Origin of the sequence: Pseudoalteromonas sp. MIP2626, from assembly GCF_013414205.1 — a bacterium.
In the GTDB taxonomy this organism is placed as follows: domain Bacteria; phylum Pseudomonadota; class Gammaproteobacteria; order Enterobacterales; family Alteromonadaceae; genus Pseudoalteromonas; species Pseudoalteromonas nigrifaciens.
The window spans coordinates 1-11488 of the sequence record NZ_JAATTW010000075.1; the positions used below are offsets into that span (position 1 = coordinate 1).

An 11488-nucleotide genomic window follows, 5' to 3' on the forward strand; every position below is an offset into this window, starting at 1 on the left:
TTGTTTATAATAAGTCGTAATAGCGACATTATGGTGTTGGCAGAATTCAATATTAGTACCACTAAACGTACTGCGTTTCAGCAAAAGCTGCTGCCACTGTGCGCTTGTTCTGTAAGTTTTCATCACCTGCTCCGAATTTATCATTGAGCAGGTATTTTTAGATAATCAGAACATCGATGCTAGGTGTGGTTCGCTAGACGCTTACTGAATATCACCATTTTGGTAGAGCTGTAAGGAATACTCGTGACACGCATTTGGTCTTGATGGAGTGCAACATTCATCGTGGCATGAACCCCATTTCTGACAAGGTTTCATTCAGTTCGCCAAACCGCTCTAGTTTACCTTCCAGCTCTTTAACTTTGGCTTTTAGCTCAATGTTTTCAGCCTCTAAGGTCGATACTCGTTTTGAGTCGAGCAGCTTGCGATTAGCCGTGTTGTCGTATTGCTTTGGTTTGTCAGCACTGTTCCTTGCAGATTCGGTCAGTGGCGGGAGTATACCTTTATCACGCAGTTTGTCTTCTAATGCCTTGAGCGCTTTTCTAAGCGCTGGATTTTGGTTAAGGGCAGACTTGCCGCAACCGACCCCTTTTGCTACTTCGATGCGGTTGAGCTTGCCTTTAAAGGCGATCTGCTTAAAGTCATCATCAGTTTGAGTGGCTTGCCATACTTCAAATGCTTCGAGGTTCTGCTGCGCTCTTTGCGGACCGTTCGCCATTAATCATCTACCTCACCTAACAACTTGCGTAGACCTGTCGCAAAGCCTCTAGGGAATATTTCTATGTTGTATTCCATGTCTTTTACTTGGCCAGCTTGTGTGGTTTGCCAGTTATGTTTTTCCATACATTCGTCAGAGATAGCGTAGGCTAAGGCTTTCTTCTCGGATTCGGTCAAGATGCCAGATAGTGAAGGCAAGACTTCAACACTCGGCTCTGCGCTTGCATCAAACTGACGTACAGGACGCTTATCAATGGTAATATTCGCGTGCTGTTTTAGCAGATTAACCTCTTTGCGATAACGGTTGCGCTCGGCAATAATCTGACCAAACAAAGCCCGTACCGCAGTGTCTGGAATACGCTCAAGCAGTTTATTATCCTGTGGAACAGACTTAGAGCGTGAGGTTGGCGATAACGGCTTTTTGGTGGTTGTTTTGCACTTTGCTGCCCATGCTTCAATCAAGGTGCGGTAGTGCTTGTTTTTGGTTGCTCGTAACGCTTCGTAACCTGGGCCACCCTCTGCTGCTGATACTCGCCCCATTTGTGTAATGGAGAAATCACGCTGCCCCGATTCTACATAGGCTTTCAGTATGTCGTTAAGCTTATCTAGGTTTTTTTGGGTTCTTGGCACTTTGTCGTCTTTTAGGTCAGCCAAGATGATATCAATATTAATCTCCATTAACCCTCCAAGAGCGCAGGTTGGGTGAGATTTTCGAGGTGCAATGCTTTACCAGTGAGCGCACTCATACCTGCACTAAATAGTTTGTTTTCTTCAAGGTATTCACCCGCTTCGATGTAATTAGCCACTTTACGGTAGCCTTCCATTTTATCGTCAGGGTCGGCTATCTTTGCCATTTGGCGTAGAATGGCATTACCAGCGATTAGCTGCTGTTTCTCATCCATTTCCAAGAAGATAGGTTCAAAACCCTTTTTCATCAGCATGCGACTAAGTTCAATGGAGCGCTTTTGAATGGCGGGCGTTTTACGAAGTTCATCCTGCAAGTCAGGGAAGAATTCGGCATCGTCACATAGCAAGGAGAGGTGTAAAAGCTCTGAGTCGGTTTCGATAAACTTCAAGGCGTAGCTGATATCTTGCTCCGCACCCACGGCAATCAGCTTATCTTTGGTGTCATCCTCATTTCTGGCTTCCTCGACACGAATGATTTTGCTGATTAGCTCGAAGCACGCTATCCAGTCTTTGGTGTATTCATCGGCCTCTACTTGTTGCTTTTCATAGCGGCGCTGTAGAACCTGCATGTCATTATGTTTGGTAAAGGGTGTGCCTTGCTCTTCACAGAAAAACTGCTCGTCTTTGAGTGCTTCTAGCTCACCCTCGATTTCAACCGATAGGTTAGCCGCTTGGTGCGCCTTGTAACTGAGTTGATTAAACTGAGCGTTAAGCGCTGGCAGGTATCGCGCCTCGGTAATAAACCAACGGCAACGAATGCAATTTTCAGGGCCATGCGGCACGCTGCTATAGGTGCGATTAGCGGGAATACTTGAATCTCTAATCAACTCACCACCGTTCCAACACCCGCCCAGCGTACTGACTTCATCGGATTTTACGGTGTTGCCTCCGACCAAACATAGGCCAGATGAACGCTCCTCCCAGCCGATGGGGTTACGGTTAACCAGGGCTGCCTGAATACTGTCTTCTTTATGGTAGACCATATTGCATTGAATTTGTGCTAGTGAGGCATCTTTAAGGAAGTTGCGCACTGACTGCTTAGCTTTACCCTCAAGCTCCCCTTCGGCTTCACTCATTTTTTCCGCCATCACGGACGGGGTGATTTTGTTGTAGTAGATGGTCATTAGGATACGTGAGTGCCCTGCCAGTAGTTTGGATATGACAGGTAGTGGCAATTGGGTATCCATCGTGTAGGCAGTTATCAGCGATACGCGCAAGCTGTGCAGGGGGTGATTCGTGGCAACCTTAGCGCTTTCTGGAGTGCCTTCTGGGTAATCCACAATCAGTTTAAGTCGCTCTCCATTATCAAGCGTATTACCTTGCTCAGCAAGCTGGTTTTCCAGTGTTAGCAAGAGTTGATACCAGAAAGATTTCATCGCTTCTGTAATTATCGGTTTGTATTTATCATCACCGTTTGCTGATGCATCCCGAAAGAGAAAGGCGACTTCACCCATGCTCTCTAGCTGGGTTTGTGACTTCTTTTTCGAAGTATGTTTAGTTAACAGCGTGGTGCAGTCTGTCGGCTTAACTATAGGGTTATATTTTTCCTGCCAGTTACGCAGTTTTTCCAGCCAATATAATACTTCCTCATTCTGCCAAGGGATGATGTAACCCCGCTCAAGTTCGTCTTTATTTTGGTCAGCGGTTTTGTTGGTGTTGATATACAAACCTGTGGAATATTGCCCTGTCGTGGTGTCGTGTATGCGACGAAAGATGCCTTTACCAAAAGGGCGTTTTTCGCTACCGAGCGCAAAGTCATGCTTGTCATTGAGCTTCCAATGACCGCTTTCATAACGCCACGTATCCGCTTCACCACTGTCTAACATACGCACTTGATAGATGCGCAGTGGCAGATGCAGCTTCATAAATATAACCATCGCTTTGACAGGTGACCAGATTTGGTGGAGGGTGATTCTTTTACCATCTCTAGTCACCTCTTTGGTACGCCACACGCAATCGGGGTCGGTTTTATCAATCAAGTCAGGCTCAACTTCAAACCAATCGCCACTTCCACCTGTTTTGCCTTGCCCTGTCTGCTCTTGTGCCCATGTCCAATGCTTGAAATGGCGGTAGTGATAGCTAGGCAGTAACGACTCGCCTTGTGGTAGTTTTTGCTCAATCACTGTCAGTTCCGCTTTGTCTGGCAATGGACACAGAATTTGGCGCAGGTCTTGGATGTAGCGATACGGAAGTGGGTTACGTACGGTTTCAGTGTGTGAGAATTGCATCTTAATTTTGCTCAGCGGATTGCGAACCAGTGGTGTTAAGTTGCCGCTATCATCTTCTTCAGATAGATGATGTTCAATGACGTAATTAATGAAGTCACAGGGGTGGTTGATAGATCTTAATACTTCCTCGGGGGCGTTAATAGTTTTTCTCACAGTAGCTTCTAGCTCTTCAGTGGAGCAGATATGGCCATTGTAGCCCTTGAAAAACAGACCAACATCAGTTGCATAGGGAGCGCACTCCAACAGGTAGGACTCAAAAAAACGGCCCAACGCTTGACGCTTGTGGTCAACTCCCGCATGCTGTGTCGCCATCCACTCAGCGGCTAATTCCTGCCATTGCTCCCACTCAGGGCCAAGGGTGGTGAGCATCCATTTAAACGTTAAGTCCGATGCACGTCCGTCACGTTTCTTGCCTTTTTTTGCCATTATTTACCTCGTAATTTCGGATGCTTGCCTGTGAAATAGCCTTGCGGGTCAATATCGTCAAAACCGTGCTCGACCAACTCTTTCCAATCTAGCGATTTTACTTTGGACTCAGGATTTGCCAGTTGTAGCGTGGCCTTGTTGAGTTCATCGGAGATTTCCTGCTGCCCTTTACCTGTGTAGGGAACTTGAGACTCCAGTGATTTATGGTGCATACATCGTCGTATCACCAACGGGTTAAGTCCTGAACGCTCTAAGCGTCTGCCATAACTATGACGATGACCGTGCGGGTCTAACCCTTCCGATTTGTTTGGCTCTAAGCCAATGCGCCTTAATCCCGCCGCATAGCTTTGGTGAAACGCATTCAAAGTGTATGGGTTTCCAAGGGCGCTGTGATGGAATGAAATGAACGCATAGGGGTGATGGCAGTCAATACTGGCTCGATATTTTTGGTAGCTCTTCCACAGTGACATAAAAACCTTGCCATAATCCGTTGGAAACCACTGAACTTGTATGTAGTTATCTCGATGGTCTACAACTCTTGTTTTCCAGCCAACGTATGCCGTGCCTTTCATTCGTTTGCGTGGTATACGAGCGTATTTTTCTTGTAAATAGGCTTCTCTGGTTTTTGTCCCTGAGCGACTACGCCAACCTTCGGGTGCTTTACCATCGACTTCGTTGTAAATTCGAACTATCGCTTTTTCAGGGTCATACGGATCTTCAAGTACATCAGTCACCCACAGCATAATAGCTTCGCTTTCACGCAAACCGCCACCGTGCATTAAGAGCAACATAAGCTTATCTCTCAACGCAACTCGCGGATCTTTTGCTCCGCCAATACCATCTTTATAGAATGATTCCCAATGCTTATCTGGGAATGCTAAAGCATCGTCTTCGGCTTTCGTCAATGGAGTGCGTCCTTTCATTGTGCGAGCTTTACGGATGGTTCTATTAACGGTTTTATCTTCAATATGCCCAAGGAAGTCATTTTGTTTTTTTCGATACCATGCCGCATAATTCAAGCGTTGCTCATGAGGTGTGGCATCTCGCAAAGGGTTCATTGACTCTTCGCCAAGCTTGTTAGCCAGCCAATCAGTAAATGCCGTTAATCGATGAATATGTTTATTGACGTTATCAGTTGAGCTTGGCACCCAGTACAAGCCAGAGGGATCTAAACCATCTTCACCGATGGTGCCTGTGTAAAGACGCTTAGCAAAGGTTTGGAATAGCATTTTAGGATCTTCAAATAATCCTTTGTTGGCTTCCATGTAATCCAAGAGCAAAGAAGTGGCTTGTATAAAACCATTCATTAAAGCATTACTAGCACCATCAGCTTCCATCTTTAGCAAGTAATCGGTAACTGAACCAACTTCACCTTGTTCGGTGATCAAGATGGGGAGCTGACTTTTAATGCCAGTATTATCTTCTACGATAGTTGCTTTGACTTTAACCGATGACAAGGTTCATCCCTTTATACACGTTAAACATACAATACACTATAGCGCTAAAGCGTTTATTGTCAAATAAAAAGGCAGATTTCTCTGCCTTAATACACAATATACATAGTTCAAGGTACTATATATAATGCTATGAGGCGTTTTTTTTTGCTTGAAAAATGCTAGAATGCGCCCCATATAAGTCAATTATGTTGAGTTGTAACTTTTTTGGCACAGCCAAACAAGCTTAACTCAGATTGCCATTAGCCCAATAGTATTAAGCTTAGGGTTTGCCACTTAGCAAAATTAAGCCAACACTTTTTTGTATGAGGAGTCACTGTCGTGGTTCAACCAGTTAAAGATACTAAATTTGATGAGTATTTAGAGTTCCCTTGCCCGTTTACATTTAAAATAATGGGTTTAGCCAATGTAAACTTAACGGATCAAATTTTAGCTAAGTTACAAGTTATTGCACCTGGCGACTATGCCCCAAAAGTAAAACCAAGTAGCAAAGGTAATTACGAATCAGTTTCGCTTGTTGCAACCGTTACTAGTGGCGCTCATATTGAAGAAATTTATAACGTGATCAGTAATCTAGATGACGTACGCCACATGCTTTAAGCCATAATTGAGATTTGTTGTGAAAGAAAACACCTTAATCGTGCGCCAACTTGGCCGACAGCGTTACTTGCCAATTTGGCAGAAAATGCAAGACTTCACCGATACCCGCGACGACGATAGCGCGGATGAAATTTGGTTAGTAGAGCACGAAAGTGTATTTACTCAAGGCCAAGCAGGTAAAGACGAGCACTTACTCGCACCCGGCGATATAGAAGTGATTAAAGTTGATCGCGGTGGGCAAGTAACCTACCACGGCCCCGGCCAGCAAATGATGTATGTACTATTTAACTTACGTCGTTTAAAAATTGGTGTACGCGAATTAGTTACTTGGCTAGAGGAGTGTATTATTGAATCCCTCGCCGAGTACGACATTCAAGCATACGCCAAAGCCGATGCGCCCGGTGTTTACGTTAACGACAGTAAAATAGCCTCTTTGGGTTTACGCGTTCGTCGTGGTTGCTCGTTTCATGGCTTAGCATTAAATGTTAACATGGACCTAAGTCCATTTTTACGCATTAACCCATGTGGTTATGCAGGCATGAATATGGTGCAAACTAAAGAATTAAAGGGTCCTCAAAACCTAGAAACAGCAGGTGCAGGACTGGTAAAACACATGATTAAAAAGCTTAATGCAACACAGGTTAAGCATACTGAAGGGTTTGAAAACGAATGAATAAACCAGTCAAGATGGAACCAGGTGTAAAACTACGCGACGCAGCAAAAATGGCGTTGATCCCCGTAAAAGTTTTACCAACAGAAAAAAACGAAATGTTACGCAAGCCAGAGTGGCTAAAAATTCGCTTACCTAAATCAACAGAGCGTATTGAGGGCATTAAACAGGCGATGCGTAAGCATGGGCTGCACTCGGTATGCGAAGAGGCTTCGTGCCCTAACCTATCTGAATGCTTTAACCACGGTACAGCTACCTTTATGATTTTAGGTGCAATTTGTACTCGTCGTTGCCCATTTTGTGATGTTGCCCATGGTCGTCCATTAACACCTGATGCAACTGAGCCTGAAAAACTAGCGCTTACAATTAAAGACATGAAGCTAAGCTATGTGGTTATTACCTCGGTAGATCGTGATGATTTACGTGATGGCGGCGCGCAGCATTTTGCCGATTGTATTCGCGAAATTCGCAAGCACAGCCCAAATATTACTATTGAGATTTTAGTACCCGATTTTCGTGGCCGTATGGACCGCGCACTCGAAATACTAATCGAAACCCCACCAGATGTGTTTAACCATAACCTAGAAACTGCGCCGCGTTTATATAAGCTTGCGCGTCCAGGGGCTGATTACAAATGGTCACTTGAGCTACTGCGTCGCTTTAAAGAAGCGCACCCAGAGATTAAAACTAAGTCTGGTTTAATGGTTGGTTTAGGTGAAGAAATTAGCGAAATAGAAGAAGTACTTCGCGACTTACGTGCCCATAACGTTGATATGCTTACAGTAGGCCAATACTTACAGCCTTCTAAGCACCACTTACCAGTAAAACGTTACGTGCCACCTGCTGAGTTTGATGCACTAAAAGCCTACGCTGATGAAATTGGCTTTACTCATGCAGCCTCTGGCCCATTTGTGCGCTCTAGCTACCATGCTGACCAACAAGCGGCTGGTAAAGAAGTAAAATAAGTCGTTTTTATAAATTAAGCAAGCCGTTAGTGATCAATAGTCATTAACGGCTTTTTTGTTGCAGTTTATTACCCATAAGTAATAAGGATAATTGAATTATTTTAATTTTTAATTGCTTTTCTTCTAAGCTGAAATGAAATATTATCGTTTAACTCGAGCCAACTAAAGTCCTTATTCCAAGCCTGCTTAAAGCTTTCTCCGCCTTGCGAATTATCCAGGATTTCTTTTAAGTCAAATATTTTGGAGAAATTATCTTCGTTTACGTCGTAACTTGACCACCCCCTAACTCCCAAGTCAATATGCCCTAGAAAGCTCGATTTAAACTCGTTAGCTGCGGCCACAAAATCCCCGTTGCCATTTAATTTTTCAGATATAAGACTTTTCTCTTTATCACTAATTGAACCTGTAACTTCTAGCTCACCTAATTGACTGATTGATATACCCCAATCTTTATTCGCTAATGATGGTTGTCCAGCCGCTATTTCAGTCATAATATTGTCATACTGAGTAAACATTTTTTCAACCGAGTTAGAAACTTCACCACCCGGCATATAAAGATTAACAGTAGCTATTCGAATATTATTTAACGCTTTTTCTTCTGCTTCCCTTGTTGATACAACATTATTTGTTATTATTTTCATTGACTTATTATAAGTCGGCTCTGGCTCTTTAGGCTGATCTTTATGATATATATCCTTAGCTAGTCGCTCCATTTCACTATTTAATTGCTCTTTACCATTTGCAGGTTTATTAACTTTTACTTCTGAACCGTTCGATATAAACTGCGATGCTAAATTAGTATCATTTGAATTAACTTTCATATCATTTTCCTTGTTCGTTATTACTAGCTATCGGCAGGTTACTATCTTGCTTTAGTTGCTTGTATGGCCAGTGTTGGTAACTTAGGTAAAATAAACTGCCGAATATTTTCCTCCTCTCTAATCATTACTACATATTAATGGCCATACAACTGCGATAATTTAATACCTGGTAATGGTGCCTTAGTACTGACTAAAGTTAGATTTAATGTTGGTAGAACATGGTTAAATATATAATGCGCACGCTGCATATGAAACTCCGAGCTGAACAAAATTGCATGGCTGATATTAGCACTCGCTAAAATAGGTTTAGCCAGTAGAGCATTCTCAAAGGTAAAGCGGCTTAATGGAATATCTAAAAATACAACTGTAGGTATTCCAAGCTCAATAAAATAATTATTTAGTGTATCGTTCATGCGCGCAATCAGTGGTATTAAAATGCACGCCAAAACCTCCTGTGCATAATATTTTAGCCTTGGGATTATGCAAATATGCTTGATATGACTGAGCGCATCGGATTTTCGCTATTACTGATAAACGGCTGTCACTACTGTTGGCCGCACCTAAAACTATAATTACCGCATTCATTTAGTCGTCCTTCACCACAAAACGAAGCTATTAAGTTTAAACTATTTTTACTGATCGCAATTTATCGTTAGGTCAATCGGCTTTTACTTGAGACAATCGTGGTAGTTATTTTTAAAACATGGTTCATTATGAAACTATTAGTTCGCAACTTATCTCGTGCTACTTCTGAGCACGACCTTCGTACTTTATTTGCAGAGCACGGTAAAGTGACTACCTGTAACTTAGTACTTGATAAAGAAACTGGCCAATCTAAAGGTTTTGCCTTTGTTGAAATGCCAAACGACATAGAAGTTAAAGGTGCAATTAAAGCCCTTAACCAAGCAACTGTTGATAAAAGCAAAATCCGCGTTAAATTAGCAGATGCTTAATTAGTTAGCCGCGGCTATTATTGCCCTTAATATTATAAACACTGAGGTGTTTTTATTATTAGGGCAGTATTAATTTGGCCTACATTTATAACATTGCCACAACTCACTTTTGCTCCTTGCTCCCCCTCTTTAGTCCTAAATTCTAAGTTCAATATTGTGTAACTGCTAAAACTTAAGTCTATAAAATTCTATCCTGTATAGACACTTTAAAGCGCGCTGTATATAGTCTAGCTATGTATTATCTACCCTCAGTTATTATGACAATTATAAAAACAACCAGCCTTTTATTATTTCTAACGCTCATAGGTTGCTCAGAGCAAGCTGCTGACACAACTAAACTTGAAAACTCCCAAGCACTTAGTATTAATAATATTAAACAGCACATTAAAACACTCGCCTCAGACGAATTTGAAGGTCGTGGCCCCCTTACAGCCGGTGAAGTAAAAACAATTGGTTATTTAACTAAGCAATACCAAGCGTTTGGTTTAAGCGGTGCTTATAACGATAAGTACTTACAACCGGTAAAAATGGCAAAAGTAACTGCTGATCAAAATATGCAATTAACTATTGGTGAGCTCACTTTTAGTGCAGGTAAAGACTTTACTGCCCGTACCGAGCAGCTACAAAGCATTATTGATGTGCGTAATTCTGACGTGGTATATGTAGGCTATGGTATTAATGCACCAGAATATAACTGGAACGATTATAAAAATCTTGATGTAACAGGCAAAACCGTGGTGGTGTTAGTTAACGATCCTGGCTTTGCAACTCAAGACGACAGCCTGTTTACCGGTAATGCTATGACCTACTACGGTCGTTGGACTTACAAGTACGAAGAAGCGGCTCGTCAAGGTGCTGCTGCCGTTCTTATAGTGCACGAAACTGCACCAGCAGCTTACCCGTGGAGCGTGGTAGAGAGCTCAAATACGGGTACTAAATATACGCTAATTGATGACACCAACAACACCTCAAAACTTCCCGTTATGGGATGGTTACACCTTGAGGCTACCGAGCGCTTATTTAATGCTGCAAACCTTAACTATCAGCAATTAAAACAACAGGCTTTAAATGCTGACTTTAAAGCGCTGCCGCTTAATGTAAAAGCCAACCTGGCTTTTAAAAATGAAGTATCGCATGCAAAATCACATAACGTAGTAGCACAACTTACCGGTAGCGAACTGCCAGACGAATACGTTGTAATTAGTGCGCATTGGGATCACTTTGGCACTAAACAAACAGATAGCGGGCCTAAAATTTATAATGGTGCGGTAGATAACGCATCAGGTACAGCCGCCACGCTCGAAATTGCCAGAGTAATGAGTAAAATACATCAACAAACGCCATTTAAACGCTCGATCATTTTTGCCAATTTTACCGCAGAAGAAACTGGCCTAATTGGCTCAGAAGAATTTGCATCTGGTGCGGTGATCCCAACTAAACAAATGGTTGGCTTATTAAATATTGATGGCATGAACGTACTTGACGCTACTGACTATGTTTTACAGTATGGTAAAGGGCTTTCTGAAATGGAAGATTACTTAGCCAAGGCCGCTAAGGCACAAGGTCGAACGGTAAAAATGGATCCTCGCCCGCAAAATGGTTTATTTTTTCGCTCTGATCACTTTTCGCTTTCTAAGCAAGGTGTGCCCAGTTTATTATTTATGAGCCTTGGTGATACCGACCCTGATTACATTACTCATAAGTACCACAAAGAAGCCGATGATTACTCTACCGACTGGTCGCTTGGTGGTGTAGAGCAAGATAGCCAACTGATCATTAATATAGCCACACAGCTGGCTAACAGCAACGATTGGCCAAAGTGGAAAGCAGAGTCTGACTTTAAAACAAAACGTGAGCAAGATAAGCGCTAGCAATTGCGTTTTAAACACACATATCGAGTAGGGTGAGGCTTTTGCCTCATCCCTCTCACAGAACCGTACGTACGGGCCTCGTATACGGCTCCTGTATTC

The 11488-nt window shown here is 42.8% G+C and carries 11 protein-coding genes; 5 read left to right on the forward strand and 6 right to left on the reverse strand.

Translation table 11 applies throughout. The annotated features are described in order from the left end of the window. Positions 1–277: 277 nt before the first annotated feature. From HC000_RS17355 to gmtY, 4 genes are read right to left on the reverse strand one after another with little or no spacing between them, the layout of a single operon-like run. Complete coding sequence (locus tag HC000_RS17355; RefSeq protein ID WP_179808294.1) at positions 278–715, reverse strand: VPA1267 family protein; 438 nt, start codon at positions 713–715, stop codon at positions 278–280. Beyond that, positions 715–1392, reverse strand: a complete 678-nt coding sequence (gene gmtX / locus HC000_RS17360; RefSeq protein ID WP_179808295.1) for a gamma-mobile-trio protein GmtX — start codon at positions 1390–1392, stop codon at positions 715–717. Before gmtX ends, HC000_RS17355 begins: the two co-directional genes overlap by 1 nt. Further along, entirely contained in the window at positions 1392–4055 is a 2664-nt protein-coding gene (locus HC000_RS17365) for an integrase family protein (protein ID WP_179808296.1), read from the reverse strand. Before HC000_RS17365 ends, gmtX begins: the two co-directional genes overlap by 1 nt. Then, positions 4055–5512: a gamma-mobile-trio recombinase GmtY gene (gene gmtY / locus HC000_RS17370; RefSeq protein ID WP_179808297.1), complete on the reverse strand. Its 1458-nt coding sequence runs from the start codon at positions 5510–5512 to the stop codon at positions 4055–4057. The genes HC000_RS17365 and gmtY overlap by 1 nt, the downstream gene beginning before the upstream one ends. A gap of 318 nt (positions 5513–5830) precedes the next feature. Between gmtY and ybeD the strand changes: the two genes are divergently transcribed. Genes ybeD through lipA form a run of 3 tightly spaced genes read left to right on the forward strand, consistent with a single transcriptional unit; the run spans position 5831 to position 7744 of the window. After that, positions 5831–6109, forward strand: a complete 279-nt coding sequence (ybeD, locus tag HC000_RS17375) for a DUF493 family protein YbeD (RefSeq protein WP_011327710.1) — start codon at positions 5831–5833, stop codon at positions 6107–6109. Positions 6110–6128: 19 nt separating this feature from the next. Further along, entirely contained in the window at positions 6129–6782 is a 654-nt protein-coding gene (lipB, locus tag HC000_RS17380; RefSeq protein WP_011327709.1) for a lipoyl(octanoyl) transferase LipB, read from the forward strand. Further along, on the forward strand, positions 6779–7744 hold the full coding sequence (gene lipA, locus HC000_RS17385) for a lipoyl synthase (protein WP_011327708.1): 966 nt from the start codon (positions 6779–6781) through the stop codon (positions 7742–7744). The genes lipB and lipA overlap by 4 nt, the downstream gene beginning before the upstream one ends. A gap of 101 nt (positions 7745–7845) precedes the next feature. On the opposite strand, the gene HC000_RS17390 is transcribed toward lipA, so the two are convergent. Further along, on the reverse strand, positions 7846–8565 hold the full coding sequence (locus HC000_RS17390; protein ID WP_086998357.1) for a hypothetical protein: 720 nt from the start codon (positions 8563–8565) through the stop codon (positions 7846–7848). Between the two features lie 134 nt (positions 8566–8699). Next, on the reverse strand, positions 8700–8978 hold the full coding sequence (locus HC000_RS17395) for a YdcF family protein (RefSeq protein ID WP_089367965.1): 279 nt from the start codon (positions 8976–8978) through the stop codon (positions 8700–8702). 300 nt (positions 8979–9278) lie between these two features. Here HC000_RS17395 and HC000_RS17400 point away from each other — a divergent pair, with 300 nt between their 5' ends. Beyond that, a complete protein-coding gene (locus HC000_RS17400) occupies positions 9279–9518 on the forward strand; it encodes a hypothetical protein (RefSeq protein WP_011327707.1) in 240 nt (79 codons plus the stop codon). Between the two features lie 257 nt (positions 9519–9775). After that, the gene (locus tag HC000_RS17405; protein WP_179808298.1) at positions 9776–11389 is read left to right on the forward strand and encodes a M28 family metallopeptidase; all 1614 of its coding nucleotides are present in this window, start codon (positions 9776–9778) and stop codon (positions 11387–11389) included. The last annotated feature ends 99 nt before the right edge of the window (positions 11390–11488 follow it).

Coding starts and splice junctions, on each gene's coding strand:
- HC000_RS17355 (WP_179808294.1), bottom strand. CDS start 715: ATGGCGAACGGTCCGCAAAGAGCGCAGCAGAACCTCGAAGCATTTGAA.
- gmtX (WP_179808295.1), bottom strand. CDS start 1,392: ATGGAGATTAATATTGATATCATCTTGGCTGACCTAAAAGACGACAAA.
- HC000_RS17365 (WP_179808296.1), bottom strand. CDS start 4,055: ATGGCAAAAAAAGGCAAGAAACGTGACGGACGTGCATCGGACTTAACG.
- lipA (WP_011327708.1), top strand. CDS start 6,779: ATGAATAAACCAGTCAAGATGGAACCAGGTGTAAAACTACGCGACGCA.
- HC000_RS17390 (WP_086998357.1), bottom strand. CDS start 8,565: ATGAAAGTTAATTCAAATGATACTAATTTAGCATCGCAGTTTATATCG.
- HC000_RS17395 (WP_089367965.1), bottom strand. CDS start 8,978: ATGAACGATACACTAAATAATTATTTTATTGAGCTTGGAATACCTACA.
- HC000_RS17400 (WP_011327707.1), top strand. CDS start 9,279: ATGAAACTATTAGTTCGCAACTTATCTCGTGCTACTTCTGAGCACGAC.
- HC000_RS17405 (WP_179808298.1), top strand. CDS start 9,776: ATGACAATTATAAAAACAACCAGCCTTTTATTATTTCTAACGCTCATA.